At 56.0% G+C, this 24571-nt stretch carries 17 protein-coding genes and 1 tRNA gene; 15 read left to right on the top strand and 3 right to left on the bottom strand.

Annotated features, from left to right (window positions below; translation table 11 throughout):
- Positions 1–227: 227 nt before the first annotated feature.
- Positions 228–2816, bottom strand: coding sequence for a DNA translocase FtsK (locus tag QEV83_RS03720; RefSeq protein ID WP_280129920.1), 2589 nt, complete (start codon positions 2814–2816; stop codon positions 228–230).
- 427 nt (positions 2817–3243) lie between these two features.
- On the opposite strand from QEV83_RS03720, the gene rpmB reads away from it, so the two are divergent.
- From rpmB to QEV83_RS03675, 9 genes are all read left to right on the top strand, one after another.
- Positions 3244–3534 carry a 50S ribosomal protein L28 gene (gene rpmB, locus QEV83_RS03715; RefSeq protein WP_280129919.1) on the top strand — a complete coding sequence of 97 codons (291 nt, stop codon included), beginning with the start codon at positions 3244–3246 and terminating at the stop codon, positions 3532–3534.
- Positions 3535–3747: 213 nt separating this feature from the next.
- The gene (locus QEV83_RS03710; RefSeq protein ID WP_280129918.1) at positions 3748–5235 is read left to right on the top strand and encodes a hypothetical protein; all 1488 of its coding nucleotides are present in this window, start codon (positions 3748–3750) and stop codon (positions 5233–5235) included.
- A 111-nt stretch (positions 5236–5346) separates the two neighbouring features.
- Positions 5347–5781, top strand: coding sequence for a heme-binding protein (locus QEV83_RS03705; protein ID WP_280129917.1), 435 nt, complete (start codon positions 5347–5349; stop codon positions 5779–5781).
- Positions 5744–6403 (top strand): bifunctional adenosylcobinamide kinase/adenosylcobinamide-phosphate guanylyltransferase, encoded by a 660-nt coding sequence (gene cobU / locus QEV83_RS03700; protein ID WP_280129916.1) that lies wholly within the window; start codon positions 5744–5746, stop codon positions 6401–6403. The genes QEV83_RS03705 and cobU overlap by 38 nt, the downstream gene beginning before the upstream one ends.
- A 151-nt stretch (positions 6404–6554) precedes the next feature.
- On the top strand, positions 6555–7406 hold the full coding sequence (cysD, locus tag QEV83_RS03695; protein ID WP_280130955.1) for a sulfate adenylyltransferase subunit CysD: 852 nt from the start codon (positions 6555–6557) through the stop codon (positions 7404–7406).
- Complete coding sequence (gene cysN / locus QEV83_RS03690; protein ID WP_280129915.1) at positions 7406–9328, top strand: sulfate adenylyltransferase subunit CysN; 1923 nt, start codon at positions 7406–7408, stop codon at positions 9326–9328. Before cysD ends, cysN begins: the two co-directional genes overlap by 1 nt.
- Positions 9329–9956: 628 nt before the next feature.
- Entirely contained in the window at positions 9957–11249 is a 1293-nt protein-coding gene (locus tag QEV83_RS03685; protein ID WP_280129914.1) for a PAS domain S-box protein, read from the top strand.
- Between the two features lie 4 nt (positions 11250–11253).
- Complete coding sequence (gene fixJ / locus QEV83_RS03680) at positions 11254–11871, top strand: response regulator FixJ (RefSeq protein ID WP_280129913.1); 618 nt, start codon at positions 11254–11256, stop codon at positions 11869–11871.
- A gap of 520 nt (positions 11872–12391) precedes the next feature.
- Positions 12392–13738, top strand: a complete 1347-nt coding sequence (locus QEV83_RS03675; protein ID WP_280129912.1) for a hypothetical protein — start codon at positions 12392–12394, stop codon at positions 13736–13738.
- 1150 nt (positions 13739–14888) lie between these two features.
- Here QEV83_RS03675 and QEV83_RS03670 read toward each other — a convergent pair.
- Positions 14889–17123, bottom strand: a complete 2235-nt coding sequence (locus tag QEV83_RS03670) for a hypothetical protein (protein WP_280129911.1) — start codon at positions 17121–17123, stop codon at positions 14889–14891.
- A gap of 299 nt (positions 17124–17422) precedes the next feature.
- Positions 17423–18247, bottom strand: a complete 825-nt coding sequence (locus tag QEV83_RS03665) for a transporter substrate-binding domain-containing protein (protein WP_280129910.1) — start codon at positions 18245–18247, stop codon at positions 17423–17425.
- A gap of 187 nt (positions 18248–18434) precedes the next feature.
- Here QEV83_RS03665 and apbC point away from each other — a divergent pair, with 187 nt between their 5' ends.
- From apbC to QEV83_RS03635, 6 genes are all read left to right on the top strand, one after another.
- Positions 18435–19505, top strand: a complete 1071-nt coding sequence (apbC, locus tag QEV83_RS03660) for an iron-sulfur cluster carrier protein ApbC (protein ID WP_280129909.1) — start codon at positions 18435–18437, stop codon at positions 19503–19505.
- A gap of 351 nt (positions 19506–19856) precedes the next feature.
- Positions 19857–21926, top strand: a complete 2070-nt coding sequence (locus tag QEV83_RS03655) for a M3 family metallopeptidase (protein ID WP_280129908.1) — start codon at positions 19857–19859, stop codon at positions 21924–21926.
- A gap of 129 nt (positions 21927–22055) precedes the next feature.
- Positions 22056–22131, top strand: a tRNA-Lys gene (locus QEV83_RS03650).
- A gap of 204 nt (positions 22132–22335) precedes the next feature.
- Positions 22336–22824 (top strand): cytochrome c, encoded by a 489-nt coding sequence (locus tag QEV83_RS03645; protein ID WP_280129907.1) that lies wholly within the window; start codon positions 22336–22338, stop codon positions 22822–22824.
- Positions 22825–23061: 237 nt separating this feature from the next.
- Positions 23062–23313 (top strand): hypothetical protein, encoded by a 252-nt coding sequence (locus QEV83_RS03640; protein ID WP_280129906.1) that lies wholly within the window; start codon positions 23062–23064, stop codon positions 23311–23313.
- 130 nt (positions 23314–23443) lie between these two features.
- Positions 23444–24268, top strand: a complete 825-nt coding sequence (locus QEV83_RS03635; RefSeq protein ID WP_280129905.1) for a hypothetical protein — start codon at positions 23444–23446, stop codon at positions 24266–24268.
- Positions 24269–24571 lie beyond the last annotated feature (303 nt).

Here is a 24571-nt window from a genome sequence, read left to right as displayed (position 1 = left end):
TCTCTTGGTGAGGCAGGCTTCCAGCGATCTGCAATACTCGAAACATTAAGACGGCTGATTTGGGAAACGGCGAAACCATGCTCAATGAACCCTGTCGAACGATTGGAAACCGGGTTGGAACGATTGGGAAACGTTGGAAACGCGTCTTAAGTGATTTTGGCGCGTAACAAACACTTGAACATTAGTGGAAAAAAGCCTGCGTGAGCGGGGCAGGCGGTTTCGCGTGCTTAACCCTCCGCCGCCACGTCAAACGCGCCGCGGTCGATGCCGCCGCCAACCAAAATCGCTCGTTTTCCCGAATGATTGGGGGCGCCCACGACACCCTCTTTTTCCATCCTCTCAACCAAGGACGCGGCTTTGTTGTAGCCGACGGACAGCCGGCGCTGGATATAGCTTGTCGAGCATTTTTTATCGCGCAGAACGATATTGACGGCGCGATCGTAGAGATCGCCGGCTTCCTCGGCGTCCATGCTACCAGGTGCCGGTGCGGCGGCATCCTCCTCGCTCGCATCGTCCTCGCTGGTGATCGCCTCGAGATATTCCGGCTGCCCTTGCGTCTTGAGATGCGCGACGATCTTTTCGACTTCGCCATCGGCGACGAAAGGGCCATGCACGCGTGAAATGCGGCCGCCGCCCGCCATATAAAGCATGTCGCCCTGGCCGAGCAGCTGTTCCGCGCCTTGCTCGCCCAAAATCGTGCGGCTGTCGATTTTTGAGGTCACCTGAAACGAAATGCGGGTCGGAAAATTGGCCTTGATCGTGCCGGTGATGACGTCGACGGACGGTCTTTGCGTCGCCATGATGAGGTGAATACCCGCCGCGCGCGCCATCTGGGCAAGCCGCTGGATCGCGCCCTCGATGTCCTTGCCCGCCACCATCATCAAATCGGCCATTTCGTCCACGATCACGACGATGAAGGGCAAGACCGAAAGCTCCATCGCTTCCTGTTCATAGATCGCTTCACCAGTCTCGCGGTCATAGCCCGTTTGCACGGTCCGCATGAGTGTCTCGCCCTTGGCGTTCGCCTCTGTCACACGGGCGTTGAAGCCTTCAATGTTCCGCACGCCAAGCTTCGACATTTTCTTGTAGCGGTCCTCCATTTCACGGACCGCCCATTTCAGCGCCACCACCGCTTTTTTCGGATCGGTAACAACCGGCGTCAGCAAATGCGGAATGCCGTCATAGACGGACAATTCGAGCATTTTCGGATCGACCATGATGAGGCGGCACTCCTCCGGCTTCAGCCGGTAGAGGAGCGACAAGATCATGGTGTTGATGGCAACCGACTTGCCTGAACCGGTCGTTCCGGCGACGAGAAGATGCGGCATGCGGGCGAGATCGACGATGATCGGCTCGCCGCCGATTGTCTTTCCGAGCGCGATGGCCAGCTGGTGCTTGGTTTTCTCGAAATCCTGGGACCCCAGCAATTCGCGCAAGAAAACCGTCTCACGGCGCTGATTCGGCAGTTCAATGCCTATCGCATTGCGCCCTTGCACGACGGCCACACGGGCCGACAGCGCCGACATGGAGCGCGCGATGTCGTCGGCAAGTCCGATGACCCGTGACGATTTGATGCCGGGCGCGGGCTCGAGCTCATAGAGGGTGACAACCGGACCCGGCCGCACATGAACGATTTCGCCCTTGACGCCGAAATCCTCGAGCACACCTTCCAGCAGCCTGGCGTTTTGGCTAAGCGCGTCCTCGGAAACCTTGCTTGCGGCCGAATTTCTTGGCTCGGCCAGGATATGGAGTGGCGGCAACAGGTAGTTCTGCCTTGCCAGGCGGTCGAGCAGCGAGGGCTGAGTCTCCTTGAGGGCACGCGATCCCGGCTTCAGCGCGGCGGCTGCCGGGGCGATGACCCGACGTGGCGCATAAATATCGACATCAGGTTTTTGCCTTGTCTGAGTTCCGATTGCTTCGCGGGTGGCGGGCGGCGCGTAGGCACTTGGGTCGAAACTTGAGTTTTCCGGCTCGAGTTGCGGCCAATGCAGCGGTTCGACGGAAAGATCGAGCGGCCGGTCGAAGAAACCGTCATGGTCACGCATTGCGAGGGGCTGCGGCATGGCGGGGGGCGCCCGGCGCCGGGCGATTTGGCGGGCCACTGCGGCTTTGAGGCTAAGTCCAGCGTGCAGCACGGCGCCAAGCAAAATAAGCGCGGTCCCAGGCTCCCCTGCCGCGTCGAGATCCTCGGCGGGCATCACACCTCGCCTCGTCACCATTGTGTCAGCATCATCGCCGGAATCATCAGACCTGTAATCGCGCAGACTGACGCAAGCTGAAAGGCAAAGGATCGCGCCTACCGCCAGAATTGCGGTAAACACAAGCATTGCGGTGCCGGATCCCGCAAGCAACCGGCTAGGGATCGCCAGGATGGCATCGCCAGCAACGCCGCCAAGGCCAGTCGGCAAAGGCCAGCGGGCGGTGACGGGCAGCAGTGAGGCGAGCCCCGCCGCAAGAATTCCGCCCGCGATCCACAACCCCAAACGGGCTTGCGCCCGTTCGAGGCGCCCGGAAAAGATGAGCCGCCATCCCCACAGACACATGGGCGCCAAAAATGCGAGCGCCGAAACGCCGAGCATCTGCATGATAAGATCGGCGGCGATAGCCCCTGGCGCGCCAAGAAGATTGTGCACCTGCCCTGGAGCCGCATGATTGAAGCTAGGGTCGAGCACCGACCAGGATGCTAGCGCCAAGGCGATCGCCGCGCTGAAGCCAATCAGGCCAATCCCTGCAAGTTCAGCACCGCGCCTCATCAAAAATTCGCGCAGGGCGTCTGGAATATGATCCAGGACCGAAAAATTGGTGGTTGTCCGCATTCGATTCCCGCCGCCGTACTGCCGCCGCCATTTTACAGGTCAATCTGCAGGCCACGCTTACGGCGCGACTGGGTAGACCTGCCTGCGATGACTTCAATTTAAGAGTGGGCGGTTAAGACCGTTTTAACCTTGCGGATTTCGGACGAGGTTAAATTTGCGCGGATTCAAGGTGCCGGGGGCTCAGTCCCTTCAGACAATTGAAAAAAATGCTTCTTTTTGTGTATGATTTGCGTGTCGACGGATGTTTTTCAGGTGGTCTCATTGCGAGGGCAGGTTTAAGATATTCGCTGCACTCCGGCCTTGACGCTTGCGAACCCTTAGCTTAAGAACCTCCGATTCACGGAATGCACAAGGGAAGATGCGGTCGGCCGCCATTTGGCCCGGACCGAGGCCGTTGAACGGCCAGATCATAGCTCTAGGAGATACAATGTCCCGCCGTTGCGAATTGACCGGAAAGGCCGTGCAGACCGGCAATTTGGTCAGCCATTCCAATCACAAGACGCGGACGCGTTTCTTGCCGAATCTTTGCAATGTAACCCTCATTTCCGATGCCTTGCAGCGGAAAGTCCGCTTGCGCATAACTGCCTCCGCCTTGCGTTCTGTGGAGCATCGCGGCGGTCTCGACGCTTTTTTGGTAAAGGCTCAGGACACGGAACTCTCAAAAGACGCGCTAGCGATCAAGCGCCAGATCGCTAAGAAGGCTGCTGCGGCGGGCTAGGCCGGTTGACGTTTGCTGATTGAGATTGAGCTCGTGTCCAGCAATTGGACCTCGCTCGAATCAATTCCGTTTGGGTCACGATTTTCTACTGTTTGGGGGCCGTTTAGGGCGTTCCGCGATGTGCCAGCGTTGCTTTCGCGGTGAGTACCATTTTCTTACTGCCAATTTTTGAATTGGCCCAATATTTAAGTGGCGGCAACGCGAGGTATGAAAGTGTCTGGCCCTCGTGTTCACGTCAAGACAAACGTATCGCCTTTCATTCCCCTAACCATTATCGGCGTCTTCTCTACCCTGCAATTGCTGCTTGGCGCGAGTCCAACGATCGTCGCGATGTGCGCAGTAGCGGTCGCCATCCCCTTCTTGCATCTCAGTTATTGCGGGCGCGATCTTTATGGCGTGCTGGGCATTGGCTTTTGCATGCAATATCCAGGAATGGCGCTCGTCACGAAAACTCTATACGGACAAACACTCGAGTCGAACCTATTTGATGCAAATGCTACTTTCAGTTTGATCTTGCTGCTTATGTTTGTGCTGACCGCAATGCTTATCGTTGCGAGGGCACTCGACCGGGGTGAGGCTTTTTTCCAGTTTCCAACGGATTTGCTGACCTTGCGACGAATGTCATCTGCTTGCATTTTCATCGGAATAATCGGCAATGCGCTCTTTTCAGGCAAACAGCCAAATTCAGAAAATGCGAGCCCTGGCGGAGCCTTTGTTGTTCTTGGATCCGCGGTACGAGATTTTTATTATCTTGGATTGATTGCGGAGACTGTCTACGCAATTATCAAAACTGACGGGCGCACCTTCATCACGAAAAGGCTTGTGGTATTATTTCTTATTCAAGTAATATTTTCGATTTCATATAATGAAAGGGGTCAAATTGTCGCTTGTGTTATTGGAGTAGTTACGACGGCATTCCTTTATAATACGATATATATCCGTCATATTATTGCAGGTATATTAGCATCGATATTTTTCGTATATGTCTTCACGCCAATTACTATATATTTAAGGTTGAACAGGGGAGGAGAATCGGTGACTGAGTTCGCCGATCGTGCTGTGAGTACGTTTACGAAGGCCTTGACTGACCCAGGATACTTGAAAAGCCTTACCGAGGCTGAAAAATATATTAATTACCTAGATATGAAGGCCTTGGTTCCCTATGACTATTTTGGCAACCGCTCGGACGTTTTGGATCGTCTGACGTGGGTTGGCCTGGTGGATGCGGCATACAACGGCATACGCACGCGCAAACCGATTGGGCTGGAAGGGATCGAGCAGAGTCTCGCCCGTATTGCCCCAGGGTTCCTTGGCTATGACAAGGGTATAGCCACGATTGGCCCAGGCGATTGGCTGTCATGGCAGACAGGACTTTCCGAGCCGGGGCGCATCTATTTTGCGGTTTTTGGTCTTCCGATGGAAGGTCTGGCAAGTTGGGGCTTGGCCGGAATGATCGTATATCCGTTCATTTTCATGCTTCCCGTGCTTGTCCTTTGCGGACGTTTGTCGAGCTTACGGCAGGCTCTGCCTGTCAGCATTTATCTTTTCGTGGATACCCAGCACATGATGCTTGAAAGCACCTCGGACGTCTTTTTGGCATGGACAACGCGGAATTTGCCGGTTGTTTTTCTCCTTCTTTTTGCCTTGCACTACCTATACCGCCCGCGAGATGGCGTTCCCGCGCCTGCGATATTTAAGTAAATTGTCTGCGGTGTCGCCCGGCTTTAACGCTTTGCCGATAAGAGTGAACCGCTTTTGGGGTTATTGAGACCGCAGAGCGTGGAATGAAAATCAGCCCAAGGAACATCAATCATGCATGTCACCATCGCCGACGCTGAAATCGCCATCGAGGCCGCCCGCAAGCGCGCCATCGAACTTGGTACCGAAATGTGCATCGCGATTGTCGATTCAGGGGCAAATCTGAAAGCCTTCCACCGCATGGACGACGCGTGGGTTGGCAGCATCGACATTGCCATTAAGAAAGCCAAGACAGCGGTGTTCTTTGGCATGCCGACAGGGCTCATCGGGAAGCTGTCGCAGCCGGGCGGATCGCTCTTTGGCATCGAACATTCAAACGACGGCCTGATTACGTTTCCCGGCGGATTGCCCATCGTTGACAAAGAAGGTGTCTTGGTCGGCGCGATCGGCGTCAGCGGAAGCTCGGTGGAAAACGACCACGCGGTTGCGCTCGCAGGCGTAGGACCCATCGGTGTCAGCGATTTGCCGGAGCATCCATGGCGCACCTAGGGCGCGCCTTTCGCTACCTATGCTGCATGCCGAGCTGGCGGCTAGGGCCAGCGCGTCAGCCGGCGACTTGCAAAACACCGCAGTCGTGACGAAAAGCCTTCTCGTCCTGGGCGGGGCCCGCTCTGGCAAAAGTAGGTTTGCGCAAGCGTTCGCGGAAAAATCCGGCCGCCAGCCCGTCTTGATCGCGACAGCGGAGGCGCTTGACTCCGAAATGACGGATCGCATAGCCCGCCACGCCGCCGCGCGGGACGCACGATGGGCACTGGTCGAAGAGCCGGTCGCCCTGGTTGAGGCCCTTCAGCGGGAGGCCCGCCCGGATCGTATCATCGTTGTCGATTGCGTAACTTTGTGGCTCAGCAAGCTTCTCTTGCAGAATGCCGATGTAGCGGCGGCGGCGCACGGCCTGGCGCAAAGCGTTGCCGGGCTTGCGGGGCCGGTTGTTTTTGTTTCAAATGAAGTTGGTTCTGGACTCGTGCCTGAGAATGCGCTGGCGCGCCTATTCAGAGACGCGCAAGGCCTTCTTAATCAGACGCTGGCGGAGACGTGCGAGGCTGTCGTTTTGGTCATCGCGGGCGTTCCCCTGTGCCTCAAAACGGCGCAAGGACCACGGTTTTCCTTGTGACGGTGACCCACAGGAAATATTGCCAAACCGCTAGGAGCATCATAATAACAACGTAATGATCTACGTGAAATCTATCATATAACAGAGTATTTATGTGAAAAGTGACGTTTCTCCCCATCTGCAACGGCTCGAATCTGAGTCGATCTTCATCATGCGCGAGGTGGCCGCGGAGTTCGAGCGTCCTGTCATGCTCTATTCCATCGGCAAGGATTCGAGCGTGATGTTGCATTTGGCGCAAAAGGCGTTTTTCCCGTCCAAGCCGCCATTTCCGCTCCTCCATGTCGATACGACGTGGAAGTTCCGGGAAATGATCACTTTTCGCGACGAAGCGGTGAAGAGGGCCGGGATGGAGCTTCTCGTGCATATCAATGAGGAGGGCTTGGCTCGCGGCGTCTCGCCATTCACCTCGGGCTCGTCCGTGCACACCCAGGTGATGAAGACCGAGGGTTTGCGCCAGGCCCTCGACTTTTGGCGGTTCGACGCCGCCTTTGGGGGCGCCCGGCGCGATGAGGAAAAAAGCCGGGCCAAGGAGAGAGTTTTCTCGCATCGCTCGGTCGCCCATGCCTGGGATCCGCGCAACCAACGGCCTGAGCTTTGGCAACTCTTCAACACCAGAATCAAGCCAGGCGAATCGATGCGGGTGTTTCCATTGTCAAATTGGACCGAACTCGACGTCTGGGACTATATTTTGGCCGAGAATATTCCTGTCGTGCCGCTCTATTTTGCCAAGAAGCGCCCCGTCGTTGAGCGTGACGGTGCGCTTATCATGGTCGATGACGAAAGATTTCCTTTGCGGCCTGGCGAAGTGCCGCGCATGGAGAGCGTCCGTTTTCGCACGCTTGGCTGCTATCCGCTGACCGGGGCAATCCGCTCGCAAGCCGCGAATCTTCCCGAGATGATCGCCGAAATGCGTGCTTCGACGACATCGGAGCGGCAAGGCCGCCTGATTGATCACGATGAATCCGGTTCAATGGAAAAGAAAAAGCGGGAAGGCTATTTCTGATGCTCGAAGCCGTGCGCGCGGAAGCGCCGACTCTCATAAAAACCGCCGCTCTCCCAACCCTCAGATTGCTTACTTGTGGCTCTGTCGATGACGGGAAGTCGACGCTGATCGGCCGTCTCTTATTTGAGCAGAGTCTCATTCTCGATGACCAGCTTGCCGCGCTTGAACGCGATTCGCGCCGGCATGGAACCGATGGCGACAACATCGATTTCGCGCTGCTCGTGGATGGGCTGGAAGCCGAGCGCGAACAAGGAATCACGATTGATGTCGCCTATCGCTATGTCTCAACGCCGCGGCGCTCGTTCATCATCGCCGATACTCCCGGCCATGAGCAATATACCCGCAACATGGCAACCGGCGCGTCATGCGCCGATCTTGCGATTTTGCTTGTCGATGCGCGCAAGGGTCTCCTAACCCAAACTTTCCGCCACGCCGCGATTGTTTCGCTGACAGGCATCCGGCATGTGGTGCTCGCCGTCAATAAGATCGATCTCACTGGCTTTGACGCGGCCGGGTTCGAAAAGATCGTTGCTGATTTCAAATCCTTTGCCGCCAATTTGACGTTTGAGACGATCATGCCGATTCCGATATCGGCCCGTCACGGTGACAATGTATCAAAAAAGAGCGCCAATACACCTTGGTACGACGGTCCGCCGCTGCTCGATTATCTCGAGGCCATCGATGTCAGCCAGGACCTGGCCGCCCGGCCGTTCCGCTTTGCTGTCCAATGGGTCAATCGCCCGCATCTCGACTTCCGCGGATTTTCTGGAACCATCGCGAGTGGAACCGTGCGCCCCGGCGATGACATCGTCGTTGCCGGTTCTGGCCGGTTCTCGCGGATCGCGCGTATTGTCACCGCCGATGGTGACCTCGACAGCGCAACTGCGGGAGATGCGGTGACTTTCACGATGGTGGACGAACTCGATGTCGCACGCGGCGATATTTTATGCGATCCGAAAAACCGGCCCGAGGTTTCTGATCAATTTGCCGCGCATCTTATCTGGATGAGTGGAGATAAGTTGATACCCGGCCGCTCCTATCTCTTGAAAGAGGGGACAAGGACGGTTCCCGTGGCGGTGACCGAACTCAAGCATCGGCTAGATGTCAATACGCTTGGTAAGCTTCCGGCCAAAACTTTGAGCCTGAACGAGGTGGGCGTCTGTAATCTCGCGACGACCTCGCCCATCGCTTTCGATCCTTATAAAGACAACCACACGACCGGAGCTTTTATTCTCATTGACCGCGCGACCAACGCTACCGCCGCGGCGGGGCTGATTGCGCACGGGTTACGCCGCGCGGCCAACATTCATCGCCAAGGATTGAGTGTCGGTAAGCAGGACCGCTTGCGCATCAAGCATCACAAACCCGCCGTACTATGGTTCACTGGCTTTTCTGGCTCCGGCAAATCGACCATTGCCAATCTCGTCGAAGCTCGCCTTTACGGACGAGGGGTTCATACCATTCTGCTCGACGGCGATAATGTGCGGCATGGGCTCAACAAGGATTTGGGCTTTACCGAAGTTGATAGGGTGGAAAATATCCGCCGAATTGGCGAAGTCGCGAAGCTCATGACAGACGCCGGACTCATTGCGCTTTGCTCGTTCATTTCGCCATTCCGGGCCGAGCGGGCCATGGTGCGCGACTTGCTTGCAAAAGGTGAATTCATCGAGATTTTCGTGGATACACCGCTTGAGACGTGTATCGCTCGCGATCCGAAAGGGCTTTACAAAAAGGCAATGGCGGGAGAGATCGCAAATTTCACCGGCATCGGCCAGAGCTATGAACCGCCTGAAGCGCCGGAACTCATTGTTGCGCGCCAGGGGCAAACCGCTGAAGAATCGGCAGCACAGGTCATCGCGTTGCTTGCCGCTGATGGCTTTATCGACGATATCGATGACCTCGGCGACGATTGGTCGATTTGAGCTTACGGCCTCGTCTTGGGCTTTTGTCGCTGACCTACATTCTTGCCGATAGTCGCTTCCGGGCCGAACACGGGCCGCGATTGGCGGAAGCACAGCCGCTTAACCGGTTCTACTCGAAAATGAAACTGCCCCGTTATGGTAATTCCGGTAGCGAAATGAGCCGGTGGGATTAGCAGGGAGCGATTTGTCCAGCTCCGGCATCGTATCCGGCGTGTTGTGGTGCGTCGCGAGATTAATAATATTTCAAAATGGTATTTTGCATTTAACTACTATCAATTGTACATTCAAATCAAATGCTTTGGGATCCCGGCGACCGCGCAACCATAAGCGTCAGTGAGCGGGATTGAATTGCGCGCATTTGGAGAAGTATCCAGAATAAATGAGAAACATAGGTAAAATTTCTCGCGGATTTGTGGATCGTTATAACCAAGAATATGAGGTTGCCTATGAAGCAGCAGGAGTTGGAATTTGGGAATGGGACCTCGACCGTGACGTGATCTCCTATTCAAAATACTGTGCAAGACTTCTCAATATCCGTCGTGGTAAGCCATTAAATTGCAAGTTATTCACATCGTTACTACATTACGAAGATCGAGAACGTGTTATCGCGGCATTGCGTACCGTTCAGATGACGGGCTTCCTTGATCTCGAATTTAGGGTTGTTCACGCCGGGGGCAAGGCAAACTGGCTCCATGTGAAAGGGTCGATGTCCCCTGACCGCCGTGTTGGCGGACGTGAACTGAGCGGCGTCGTCTTTGACATCGATAGCCGGAGACGCGCAGAAGACGAATTGCGCTCGAACAATCAGCGCCTTCAATCGATCCTCGACATGGTGCCCGATGCGATGATCGTGATCGATGAGGCCGGTATCGTAACATCCTTTAGTGCCGTTGCCGAACGCTTATTTGGCTACCGGGCCGAAGAGATAGTTGGCCGAAACATCAACAAATTGTCGCTTGAGATCGATCGCAACCGGCATGATAGCTCTCTCGAGCATGATCGGCGAACCAACAAACCTCCTGTAATTCATTTTGATCGAGTGCTCACCGGCCAACGCAAGGATGGGACCACATTTCCGATGCTGCTTGCTATCGGCGAAGTGGTTCGGGCGGACTGCGGGAGTATTACGGAATTTGGCCACCGGCATTTTATTGGGTTCATACGTGATCTGACCGAACAGCAAAAGACGCAAGCAAAGCTGCATGAACTACAAGTCAATCTCTTTCGCCTATCTCGTCTCAGCTTGCTCGGGGGGATGGCCTCGAGCTTTGCGCATGAGCTTAATCAGCCGCTTGCGGCCATCAACAACTATCTTGTTGGCGTCCAGCGTCTGCTCGAAGGGAATGACGATTCGCACGCGGCGACCATTCGCGCAGCACTCGATAAAGCCGCCAGGCAGACGCTTCGTGCTGGGGATATTATCAGGCATTTGCGCGATTTCATCTCTCGCAATGAGAGCGACAAAAGGATTGTGCGGATTGCCCATCTTCTAGAGGAAACATGTGACCTGGCTCTCGCGGGTGCGCATGATATGGGTATCGTGGTTCATGTTCAGGTCGCGTCAGAGGTTAACTGCGTCCTGGTCGATACGGTGCAAATTCAACAGGTGCTGGTCAATCTCCTGCGAAACGCACTCGAAGCCATGCAGGACACCGTCCGGCGCGAGCTTACTGTCGCAGCGACTCTCGACTCAAGTTTCATGGTCGAAATCTTGGTATCCGACACGGGTCACGGAGTGCCTGAGGACTATTTGCCGAGGCTCTTCGAACCCTTCATGACGACAAAAGAAACCGGCATGGGAATCGGTCTTTCGATCAGCAAGACCATAATAGAGGCCCATGGCGGACGCCTCTGGGTGGAAACAAACCCTTTTGGCGGGACCACCTTTCGCTTCACAATTCCATCCGTTAACGAGGAGTAGGATCGTGTCTGCCACCGGCAGCGTTTATGTGATCGAGAACGATGCCGCTTTGCGCGACTCGCTATCGTTCTTGCTTGCTTCGTCGGGGTTAACGGCTCAGTTGTTCGACTCTGCCGAAATCTTCCTCGCAGCTCCGCCGCCCCTGCACAGTGGATGCATACTTACCGATATCCGCATGCAAGGATTAGACGGCATTGAGCTTTTGCGGAGGCTCCGTGCCATGGGACACGCCGTTCCAGTGATTGTCATGACCGGTTATGGCGATGTGCAGCTGGCCGTTAAAGCGATGAAACTTGGCGCTACCGATTTCTTGGAAAAACCCTTTGATGGTGAGGCGCTCGTCGAAGTGGTGCGTTCGGCGCTCTTGCCGAAGTGGCTTGCTGCTGCAAAAAGCGGGTGGGGTACGGATCTGACATTACGGCTGGCATCGCTCAGTCAGCGCGAAGCGCAGGTTTTGAATTGCCTTGTGAATGGACAAACCAACAAGGAAATTGCCCGCGAATTCGATCTGAGCCCGCGAACGGTCGAGGTCTACCGCGCCAAGCTGATGACGAAGATGCGCGCATGCAATATTTCCGAGTTGGTCCGGCTTGCAATTAAGGCTGGGGCGTTTCCGAACTAAAACCTTGGCACTTGCGATGGGTTTGCACAGCGATGGAGCCAACGAATCGTTTTATAATCGTATGAGTACTTTGCTGTCGGCTCGCTCACCAGCCCCCGCCTGCTTTGCCATAGTTGGCTCACACTGGCGATCATCCTTGCATTTATTGGAACCGAAAATCAGTTCATCTGAGCTCCTAGCAGGTGGTTGCTAAGGAGACAAAAATAGGTGCGAGGAGGGTATCACTTCCTCGCTCAGGCTGATCGCTGGATGGGCTCAAATCGCTTGCTCATGGCTTAGCCTCCGCCTGAAAGGAAAAGGCTCGGCCACAATTCTGCTTTCTTGATGAAAGCTTAATAACGAAAGGCCAGCGAAGGCTGCTTCGACGCTGATGGTAGCCGGACTGGCGGCGATTGTTTTCTGTGGCTCGTCACTTGGAGGGTCAGCCTCCCGAGAATCGCAGTCGGCGCGGTCCGCAGTTTGCGGGGTGCCATAATCGCCCCGCGCGGTCGCCACACCGCCACAACAGGAGGCCGAAAGTATGAGCGATGTTGTTACAAAACGGCGCCCGATGATCGATTTGGATGAATTTGAAAAGCGCCTAAGCCAGCCATTTTCCTCCGACCAAAAGATCGGTGACCCGCTCGCTGAGCTGGTTCGCATCATTGGTGATAAGATCGAGCCGCAATTCGAACCCGCAGCTGACCTCTTGGTGCAAACGCCGGGGGATGCAGGGGAACCCTGCACACCGAAGCCGATTGATGTGCAGATACGTGCAATCGCCAGTGATTTCCCTGCAATAGAGGCAGGTTTGTTGGCCGCCAAACAGCCGCAGGCGGTGACGCCCCTGGACGCTGAGAGATCAACGGTCGCCTACAAAAGACCTAGCACGCGCGCCCTTATCAGCGGCGATTTCGCCGCGATCGAAGCTGGCTTGCTGAGCGGGTTGCGAGAACAAGCCACAGGATCGGTTGCTGATGCCGGCGAGTCGAACGCTTTGCCGAGCGTGGATCATGGCGGGGGACAAAGGTGGCTGGATCAGGAACGACAGCCCGTTTCACACCTCGTTGGTGATGACGGCGAGCAAGGTAGATCACGGCGGCCGCTATATGCTATGGGGGCGCTCATAATTGCTGGAATCACAGGCATAATCGTGAGTTCTGGCCTTGGTAGCCGGATGTCCAATCCTGCCGAAATCGCAGTCATAAGGGCCGAGAACGGCTCTCCCGCGCGACAACGGGATGCCTCGACAGACGCGGACATTCAGGCGAAAGATGTTGCTATTCTCAGCAAGCCTGAGGAACTCTCGTCAGTGCCCCTCGCCGATGGCAATGATCAGTCTGTGGGGGTGACGCAAGCTGACGAGACATCGCCGCCCACCAGATCGTCTCAGGCTCAAATCGAGCTACCCCCTGTGCCACCAGCCCCGGCGCCCGCAATAGCAGAACCGCCCATTGCGGCGGCGTCCGTCGAACCGGACCCGGCGAAGACCGGTGTGACCGCGCCAGAGGCCGTGCAAATCCCTACCGCAGCGGCGCCTCAGCAAGCGACGACGAACGAAGCGCCGCCTGTGGCGCCGCCGCCTCCCGTGGCAAGCAAACCGACGGCAGCGAAGGCGGTTAAGCACGTGACAAAGCCGCTCAAAACCGTCGCGGCAAAACATTCGAGCAGCAACGGGCAGTCTCATCAGCTTGCAAACAATACCAAGGCAGCAAATGGGGTTCCGCTCCCAGCCAATCCGGCACCGGGCGCCGATCCTCAGGTTGCAACAACAACGCAGGCGGCTCAGCCAAGCCCGGCCAGCAGTGGGCCTTTTGGTTTTGTGCAGAGCGCGGTGAACTCAATCACCAGCACAACTGCCAAATTAATGCAGTTGGGTACGCATTGAATTTTCCTGTTCCTAAGCATCCGTGAGCCCGGTTGTGGGATAAATTCAGAATTGAAAACCTCGGCATCATCGGATTTGCCGAGGTTTTTTTGAAAGCTGCTGCCGACATGCCACCCAAAAGTTTGCGCAAAAGTTTGATGAAATGACCTGATCTGCGGGAAATCTATCCCAATTGGACTTCACAACCGGTTCCGGCGATCGGTTTGGTTCGATCTCCTTATGCAAATGCCGTCACCTGGCAACTAAGCCGGTAAGCGGAGTGTGCCATTCTTCAGCTCTCCTTTTAATTCACCGTCATAACCCCGCCGAGGGGATCGTTAGAAGCACGAAAAGGGATGCCCTGGTCTCACCCTTTTGGGCAACGTTCCGAAATCTTCGTAGTCTGACCAAGGCAAAGGGCCGGCAATTTTCGTCGAGCGCAAGCCAATGCATCACTCTGGTGGCCTCCTATGCAAAGATGGTCGCCGCTATTTGAGCGATATCCCGCTCTGAATCGTCCGCGTCAGCGTCAATAAGGCGACTTCGGGTTACGCATATTTGCGAGACCATTAAATCTGGACCGCGACAATCTGCCTCTGACCCTGGCCGCAATACGTATCGCGGAGAGGCATAACAAATGCTTCCCGGCATAGGTGATCGGCCGACCCTATGATCGAGCCATCTAAGATTGTGCTATTGCAAGGGTTTAGCGCTATGACCGCAAGGAATGCTCGCGCCGCCTTAAAAACCAGAATCTTTAAAAGCCGCAACAATCTCGCATCTTGGCTTTTTGCCTTCTGTACGCTTGTGATGCTCGCAAGTGTCATCCGAATGTGGAGACATTGGTTCGACATTTCTAGCGTGCTCGGATTCGATCGGACCGTTGTCATTCTTACAGCAGTTTCGGCATCCGCACTTATTGTTTCGTGGTGGGTGAACACGGCTAATGAATAGCAGCGCCGGTAGAGCAATTCGTCGATGGAAGCAACCGGCGCCCGAGGGTGTCAATTAAAGCGTAAAGCCATTTCGCATCAGGCGTTCGTTCATTTCCCGGCCAATTTTATTATAGGTGGCATTCCGGAGGAAGCAGGGGGGATCATGCCATGAGCATCAATCCCCCCACACTTGTTTAAACGAGAATTCAATCCATTTCAGCTGGCGAAGACATGCTCTAGTGGAGGCCGTAGATCGTCAGATAACCTTTCGTTCCTACATACACGTGTCCAGCGGCAACCATGGGTGTCGGGAACGCTCCGGAAATAGGCATCGCGCTCGGTAGCGCATTCGCCGCCGTCCCACTGTTGAAGAACATCATCGCAAGGCTCCCGGCATTCAAAGCCAGGAGCACGTTCGCACCAGGATCAAGCGCCCAAACAATCCCGTTCGAACCGCCGTTGGCAGAGATTTGCGGAGTCGAACCGGGCTTGGAGAAGCGATAAGTTCCGACGGAAACAGGCGTTCCGCTCAACGCGCCATTGTTAACGGCAAAAGCCTTGGCAAAGTCGCCAGTGGATCCCCACGAAACTGCAATATAGTAGAGCACCGGGCTTGGGTTTGAGAGAGAATAATAGGCCGGAGTGCTGAACATGGGTAGAATTTGGCCGGTGACTTTCTGCACGGCGCTATCGGTGAGCGAGTTAAAGCCCCCCATATTGTTCCGGTCGATAAGCCAAATCTCTCCCTCCTTGGAGGACATGACCAGGAGATTTGGATGCGCCGTGCTGCCAGCTGCGGAAGACAAGAGAACTGGCGAACTCGTCCCCACATCAAGATCATTTGCACCTTGCCGGAAACTCTGGTCAGCCGGCGTGAAATAATCGGCGACGTGGAGCCCCCAGCCATTTGGGTTGTCGCCTCTGGACTGATTCACGTCAGAGTCCGGCCGAAGCTTGATCACCGAATCTCCAAAGTCCATTCCGCTCGGCACTTTCAAGTTGGGGATGTTCGTCGACAATCGGCCATTGTATGGAACCGTGACAAGTGTCTGTTCAAAGGATCCGTTGCCAGTTGCAAGATACATATCCCCCAGAGCATCCACGGCGATGCCGCCGCCGGACATCCATATACCTCCCGCGCCATCGCCGCCGTCAGCGTAGCCGCCACTGTTGCCGTTCGGCGTCGCGCACCAGACGGCAACCTGGCTCAGATTGCCGGAGCCATTCTTGACCGAGTTGTAGCCGACGATCCAGCCATTGAACGGCCCTTTGTCGCCGCCGGCCGAGAAGGATGCATAGACGGCATTGTTGATGGGATTAAGCACCAGATTCCGCGATACCAGATTGCCGTTGAACTTCTTTCCGGACGCGGTGGTGGGTCCGCTGACGTAGGTGTTCGTGTTGCTGATTTGCCCAATCACCGCAGGGGGCGCATAGGGTTTGCCATCAGTGAGGTTGAGAGAAAAAAGCGCATATGTGTAGGTGTTATCGGAGTTACCACCTATCACCATAACATACATCGCGTTCGTAAGAGAGCTTATAACGGGTGTGGTGAACACCCCAACGAGGGCGGTGGAACCGGGAGGCATAAGAGAGGACGTCCATAGGACAGCACCAGAATAGGCATCGATCGCATAGGCGACGCCTAGGTTTGTCACGGTGAAAACCGTGTCATGCGTTCCTTTCCCAGGAATGTTCACGCCGCTTTGGAACACAGGCTGGGTATAAACATCTCCCGTGAGAGGCACGCTCACAATTTTACCAAAACTTGCGCTGCTCACATTTGTCGGCGTGAGTATCGTTTCTTTCAGGTTCTGACCGTCATTCGCGAGAGTGGCGTGATAGGTTGGAATGCTCAATGAGCCAGCCGGTGTGCCATTCGGAGCGTCAAAGAATATCCCGCTGATCACTGCGTTGAAAGCGCCGGTTCTGATGATCTCGTATTTGACGTGACCTTGTACATTCCAAACGAGATATTCGCCGTTATGGAAGGCTGCGCCGGCAGCAAGAGTCCGGCTGTCCAAAATGGCGTTGGTCGAGGCATCGCGCACGTTGATTGTCTGCGAGCGTATGGACCAATCGAAATCAAGATTATAGAGCGCGATTTGGTGAGTTTTACCGTCCGTCAAGTTGACATCGATAAAGAAACTGTCGGGCGCGTACCATGTACTGGCGATCCTGCCGCTTGGGTTTTCAGGCCTCTGCAAGGCGGCGGTGCCCGATGGGGAAGCCGACCATACATAGTTGGAGGCTCCACTGAGGTTGATCTGGGCATAGGCAGGGGTTTTGACAGTGGTGTCCTGGCTCACATTGTATCCGTCGGCGCCGTAGTGCCCGATCCAATTGCCCACTGTGGACGCGTCTACCTTGACGAAGCTGGCGCTGTTCGCGGCCATCGCAGAAGTTGACGGTATCGCGATTAAACCAATCCAAGTGAAAGCAATGATTCGAGCACGCGCTGCGTTTCTCATTCGAACTCCTCTGCACACAATGGCTACGGTACTGCCAGATTTACCAGAGAGGATGGGCGAGGTCCAGAGCGTAACCTTGAGAGTGAATGGGTCTATGCCATTGCTAACAAATAACAATACATACTAGATAGCTATTAGTTATTGCGTAGATAAAATAGTGAACTATCAATAATGTTCATAAAAATTCTCCGCGCGACAGGAAGAGCGATGGGAGTTTCCTATTTTGAGTCTCGGCTAAGACGGCGAACAACACGGCTTTTGCCTGAGTTGCTAAACAGCTCCGCTCCTAAATAACTTTGTTAGTTGATATTGAAGTCGAAATATTTGGCGCGGATTTTGGTGAAAGTGCCATCCGCCACGCAAGAATCGAGAGCTTTCTCGAACATGGCTTTGAGGGTCTTGTCTTCCACGCGCAGACCAATGCCGATCCCATCGCCAAAATAGACTGGATCGCGCGGCACATCAGAACCAAGGATGCAGCATTGCGCCTCCTTGCGTTTCTTCATGTAATCCGTGAGTGCATCCTTGTCGCCGATTATGGTATCGAGCCGCCCCTCGGCGAGATCGAGAATGGCTTCCTCAAGAGACGCATAGGCGTGAATTTCCGATTGTTTGTAAATATCTTCGACATAAGCCTGATGAGTTCCGCCCGACTCGACGCCAATGGCTTTCCCAACCATGCCCGCTGGAGTCGTATCCAGGGTCATGTGCTGTTTCGGGATCAGAAACGCTGATGGCATGCGAATGTAGGGTTTGCTGAAAGCTATTTTCTTGCGGGCCGAGTCGGTGATTTCCATCGCTGCCATGATCGCATCGTAATGATGTGCGAGAAGGCCGGGAATCAGCCCGTCCCAATCCTGCGTCGTGAAGCTGCAGGACACCTTCATCCGTGTACATAAATCATGCGCCAGGTCGATTTCGAAACCGGCGAGCTTGTTATGCTCCAGATAATTATAGGGAGGCCGGGCGCCTTCGCTGGCAATTCTCACGGTTCGCCAGAGGCCCTTAACGCCTTCCACGGCGGAAGCAGTTTGCGGCCAAACGAAACTTGAGAGCAAGAAACTCTCCAAACAGAGGACCAATAGTCCGGACAAGAGCCGCACACGGTCGCTTTTCAAGTCCAACACAATCTCCTCTAACGTTGCTTTCATTCCGTTCGTTTCAAAAGTGGCGGCGCCTATATAGGATCAATTCTGGTTCGCACAAATAGGGCAAAGAGCAGCGTTTGCCCTTGCTTGAACGCCTTGATCTTGAACTGTTTGCGCTGGGCCCCTATAAACCACCTCTCTCACCACGCGGAGCTGCTTCGGGATGCCTAGTGAACAAGACGTTCTCACAGCGCTGCAATCAGTTCCAGGTCCCGATGGCAAGACAGCGCTGCCGCAGTCTGGCGCGCTCGCGGGTCTTTCGATCAAGGACGGAAGGGTTTATCTGTCGATCGCAATCGATCCTAGCCAATCGGTGGCGCTCGAGCCGATGCGCGCTGCTGCCGAGGCCGCGGTCAGGAAGCTGGACGGTGTCGCCAATGCGCTGGTAAGCCTAACCGCCGAAAAACAGGCGCCGCCGAAAGCCGCGCCGCCGCGCGGCATCGCGATTCCGGGAATTTCCAACATCATCGCCGTCGCCTCGGGCAAGGGGGGTGTCGGCAAATCGACGACCAGTGTCAATCTCGCGCTTGGCCTTTTGACACAAGGTTGGCGGGTGGGCATTCTCGACGCAGATATTTATGGGCCTTCACTCCCGCGCCTTCTTGGCCTCCAGGGAAAGCCTGAGGCTGATGGACGCTCGCTCAAGCCACTCACCGCCTATGGTCTCAAGGCGATGTCGATTGGCTTCCTCGTCAGCGAGCAAGAGGCGATGATTTGGCGCGGGCCGATGGTCGTTTCGGCGATTCAGCAATTGCTTCGCGATGTCACCTGGGGCGAGCTTGATTGCTTGGTCGTTGATATGCCACCCGGCACCGGCGACGCGCAATTGAGCCTGGCACAGAATGTGCCGCTCGCTGGCGCAGTCATCGTATCGACCCCGCAGGATCTTGCTCTGATCGATGCGCGGCGCGGCATCGCCATGTTCCGCAAGGTCGATGTGCCTGTGCTGGGCATCGTCGAAAACATGAGCTATTTTCTTTGCCCCCATTGCGGCGGTCGTTCGGACATTTTCGCGCATGGCGGCGCGCGAGAGGAAGCCGCCAAATTTGGCGTGCCTTTCCTCGGCGAAGTGCCGCTTGACATCGCGATTCGTGAACAGTCCGATGCGGGGCGCCCGGTCGCAGCGACCGAAGATGGTGCACACGCAAAGATCTATCGGGACATCGCGGCGCAGGTCAAAGCCAGTCTCGAAAAGGGCCGCGCCCGCGCTGCGCCGAAAATCGTGATCGAGTAAGTCCCTCGGCCCTCTGAGGACTGCCGCCAGATACTATCGGTGTAGTAATTTTAACTGCGACGCTTAACCGCGGCTGAGTGCATCCAACCGGCCCATTTTTCGTTATATTATTGCAAATAACAATACTTTCAGCGCATCTCGAACGGCGCTGAAGGCGCTTTTGGGAAGCACGACGTTTCAGTTGACCAACTGACTCGTGTCCCATCGCAATGGCCCAGGGAAAGAGGTCCTGGGCCTTTCCACTTTCCAGCTTTTTATGGGTGGCCGAGTGCGTTGAAGAAGGCGCGTTTGGCGAGATACCAGTTCCTTTGCTATGAAGAGGGAGCATCTCACAAAATTGGTTGCCCCTTCATGGATCAGAAAAATTCTCCCGAGGCAAACCCGCTGCTCGCACCATGGACCGGGCCTTTTGAAGCTCCCCCGTTCGATCGCTTGAGGCCAAGCGATTTCGGGGAAGCTTTCGAGACAGCCCTGGCGAGGGCGCAAGCCGAAGTGCAAGCCATCGCGAACAATTCTGAGCCGCCGGCGTTCGAAAATACAATCGCGGCGCTTGAGCGGAGCGGCACCGATTTGGATCGCGTGGCAGGCGTTTTCTTCAATCTCGCCGCCGCCGATACCAATGAAGAGCTACAAGAGATGGAACGCGAGATCGGCCCGCGTCTCGCCCGCCATCACAGTGAAATTTATCTGAACGATCTGCTGTTTCGCCGGATCGCCGCGCTTCATGCGCGTAAAGACGAACTCGGCATTGACGCCGAACAGCTGAGGGTTCTCGATCGCTATCACACCGCCTTTGTGCGCAATGGCGGCGGCTTGCCGGACGCAAGCAAGGCGCGGCTGGCGGAAATCAACGAACGCCTCGCCACGCTCGGCATCAAATTCGGGCAAAACGTTCTCGCCGATGAGAAGGCCTATATGCTGGTGCTCGCGGACGCTGACGATCTTGCGGGACTTCCCGCTTCGCTCGTTTCCGCCGCGGTGCAAACAGCGGCCGACCGGGGTGTTCCGGGGAAGCATGGCATCACCCTTTCGCGATCGAGCATCGAGCCATTTTTGCAATTCTCGGCGCGCCGCGATCTCCGGGAAAAAGCGTTCACCGCCTGGGCGCGGCGCGGCGAAACCGGCGGGTTGACCGACAACCGCGCCATCGCCGCCGAAATGGTGCAACTGCGGGCGGAGCGCGCAAAGCTGCTCGGCTATGAGAGTTTCGCCCATTTTAAGCTTGCCGACTCGATGGCAAAAACCCCGCAAGCGGCGCTTGGGCTTTTGCATCAGGTCTGGGCGCCGGCCCTGGCGCAGGCGCAGCGCGAGGAGGGGGCTCTTCAAGACATCGCCGCCAGCGAGGGCGGCAACTTCGCGGTCGCGCCGTGGGATTGGCGCTATTACAGCGAAAAGCGCCGCAAGGCTTCCTTTGACCTCGATGAAGCCGAAATCAAACCCTATTTCCAGCTCGACAAAATGATTGAGGCGGCGTTCTTCACCGCCAACCGCCTGTTCGGACTTTCCTTCACCGAGCGCAAGGACGTGCCGCTGTATCATGACGACGTGCGGTGCTGGAGCGTCATAAGGTCCAACGGACAAGAGGCGGCGCTGTTCATCGGCGATTATTTCGCGCGGCCGTCAAAACGCAGCGGCGCCTGGATGAGCAGTTTTCGTGCCCAGCAAAAGCTCGATGGAGACGTGCTGCCGATCGTCGTCAATGTGCTGAATTTTGCCAAGGCCGGACAGGGCGAAGCCTGTCTCTTGAGCTTCGACGATGCACGGACACTTTTTCATGAGTTCGGCCATGCGTTGCACGGCATGTTGTCCGATGTGACCTATCCGTTGCTCTCCGGCACCAATGTTTCCCGCGATTTCGTCGAATTTCCCTCGCAGCTTTACGAGCACTGGCTGGAGCAGCCGGAGGTGCTGCGCCGCTTCGCTGTCCACCAAGAGACCGGCGAGGCAATCCCGGAGGCGCTGCTGCAACGGCTGCTTGCGGCGCGCTTGTTCAACCAGGGGTTCGCGACGGTCGAATATGCGGCTTCGGCTCTGGTTGATCTGGCATTGCATCTCGAACCTGGCGCGGATGCGATTGATATCACCGCCTTTGAAACAAAGCAGCTCGAAAAGCTTGGCATGCCTGCATCGATCATCATGCGCCACCGCACGCCGCATTTTCAGCATATCTTTTCGGGAGATTCCTATTCGGCGGGCTATTATAGCTATCTCTGGTCGGAAATTCTGGATGCTGACGGGTTCGAAGCGTTTGAGACGAGCGGCGATATTTTCGATCCCGCGCTCGCGCAAAGGCTGCATGACCATGTTTATTCTTCTGGATTCAGCCGCGACCCGGAAGACGCCTATCAGGCGTTCCGCGGCCGCGCCGCGGCGCCCGGCGCATTGTTGCGCAAACGCGGCCTTGCCGGATCGCCGCAATAGACGCTTGGTCGAAGTTTTTTCCTCGCAGGGCTTCCGGTGGGCGCCCGCTGGACAGGGGGCCGATCGTTTGCTAAAGCCGGGGTTGCTTGTTCCCGCCACCAGAGCGCGTGAAGGGCAATCCGCTTTGATGGGCGTATAGCTCAGTTGGTAGAGCAGCTGACTCTTAATCAGCGGGTCCACGGTTCGAGCCCGTGTGCGCCCACCATCAAAATCGATGAGTTAGACATCAAACACTGGGCTCCCGCCCGTTTTTGGTGACCCTATGGTGATCGCGTCGACACCTTTGCCGGTATGTGAAGGGATGACGCTGATGGCAGTTATCGGTGGCCAAAAGCGTATCAGCTCCAATTGGTGCCGCCACCCATCTTCCACTCGTTGCCTTCCCATGTGGCACCGCCGGCCGACGTTGGTGGCGAGACTTTTTGCGTTCCTCGCCGCGATGACTCTATCGGCGTCCTCTTCGCGCATGGCACATGGGGAAGCCGATGACATGCGCGCAAGAGGGGCCTATCTCGCCATGATCACGGGGTGCGTCGGATGCCATTCGCCGCGCAGTGAGGATGGAAATGTTTTGACCGGACAGCTTTTGACCGGCGGCAATCATCCGATCCCTGCTGGACCCTTAGGCAGAGTTTATCCTCCCAATATTACGCCGGATGTGCAGACAGGTATCGGCAGTTGGAGCATCGATGATATCGTCAAGGCTCTGAAAGAGGGCAGCACACCGATGGGCCGGATTCTTTCGCCGGCTATGCCGTGGCGGTCGCAGTTCAACAAATTGGACCTTGTGGATGCGCAGTCCATCGCGATCTATTTGAAGTCCTTGCCGCCCGTCGCCAATCACGTCCCGCCGCCAATCCCAACGGCAAATACTCTTCCGCCTCATCCATCGCCATAGAAGTCTCAAATCCTATCACCGCCGCGCTCACAGCGGTCCTGGCTTCAACTTGGGTTTAGGAGATGCAGTGGCCTCCTCTACATAGTACATACAGATTGCTCTATATATGGAGCTTCCGCGAGGAAGTCGGAGGCCGGAACCGGCTATTACGATCCGGATATTTTGCCCGGGTTTAAGGACTTAGTTTCTCCAACTACCGGATATGCGCATGACGTAGCCCAGAAAAGGAATTTGAAAATGGGAAATTTTAAAATCGCGGCAATCGCACTGTTGCTTATGACCATGGGGACGAGCGCCCAACAGTATTATCCAGCGCAGCCCTACGGCTTCGGCTATCAAGGCTATGGCTATCAAGGATACGGCTATCAAGGCCCGGCAATAGCGGTGACCCCTCAACAATATTGGGTGCCGTTCGACAAGGACTACGGATTTTATTCTCGAACGCACGGTTTTGACGATAATAACAACTGTTGGGGATCCAATTGCTAACTTTGGGTAAGACACCACGCGAAGACGCCGATGCTGATGCCATTGCGCAACGGGTGCAGAGCAGCCGGGGTGCGGCTTGAAATTTGCTTGGTTACGCGTATCTGACATGTCCTTGCCAAAAGCCGGACCTATGACCGACCAAAAATGTGTTCTTGTGTTCGGAATCGACGAAACGGCTTCAGCGGTGGCGCGCATGCTCCTCCTGTCTGGCTACAGCGTTGCAATTCACCAGCCGGCACCGCCAACAACGCTGCGGCGGAAAATGGCCTTTGCCGATGCCTGGTACGACGGTGCGGCGATGCTCGACGGCGTCCAGGCGCGCCGCGCGGACCTCAGCTCCGACTTTCTGATCGGCCTCGGCAATCGCATGTTTATTCCCGTTCTGACGCATCCTCTCGCCGAAGTTGTCGAACGGTGGCCCTGGGATGTGATCATCGATGCCCAACCGCCAAGAGAACGCCGCCGCGAACGGATCAAAAGCTATGCCGAGCTAACGATCGCCTTGGGGCCAGGAGCGATCGCCGGCGCCGATTGCGATCTTGTCATCGAGACTTTTGGCCCAGACGTTGGTGCCATCCTCCGGAGCGGTGCTGCGCGCACTCCCTCACGCAGCGAGCAGGACAGAAGTCTGGAAGACTCTCACCTCGCCGCCGCATTGGAAACCGGGATTTTTTCGACGGGAAGAATGATCGGCGAGACAGTGAGCGCGAACGAGCCTTTGGGGGTTATCGGTGTGACAGAGGTGGTCTCTCCCGTTGCAGGACGCATTCGCGGCCTCCAACACAATGGCCGCGCCGTTGTCGCTGGAGTCACGGTCGCCGATGTCGCCAGCAACGCGGCAACGCAAGTCAGCGGCACAGGCAAGAAAGATCAGTTGATCGCGCGCGGGACGGCTTTCGCCGTTGAAATGGAGTTCGCGGGATGGACCCCGGTGTCCTTCGAGGGGTTCCGGTGATTGCTCAACTGGGCTCGAAAGGGCGTTCCTGGCCGGTATCGTGATGAAGATTTTCCAACGCCGTAAACCGCCAACCAGACAGGTTTGTAAGTAGATCGCACATCTCGACAGAGCAGCCAGATGTGCAAGAACTTTCAAGAAATTTCCGGCCAATCGTACCAAAACGTTTCACGTGAAACATTTTGGTACGATTGGTGCCCGCAAACCGAACGAACGAGGCAGTGGCATGTCAGGACTGCTCGCGAAAGATCTTTCCTTCATTATCTGGCGGTAAAACAGTGCTGGCGGCGCTGCCGTAGGCCA

Origin of the sequence: Methylocapsa sp. D3K7, from assembly GCF_029855125.1 — a bacterium.
In the GTDB taxonomy this organism is placed as follows: Bacteria; Pseudomonadota; Alphaproteobacteria; order Rhizobiales; family Beijerinckiaceae; genus Methylocapsa.
Note: the sequence above shows the minus strand (reverse complement) of the source record. Positions and strands in the feature narration are given on the sequence as shown.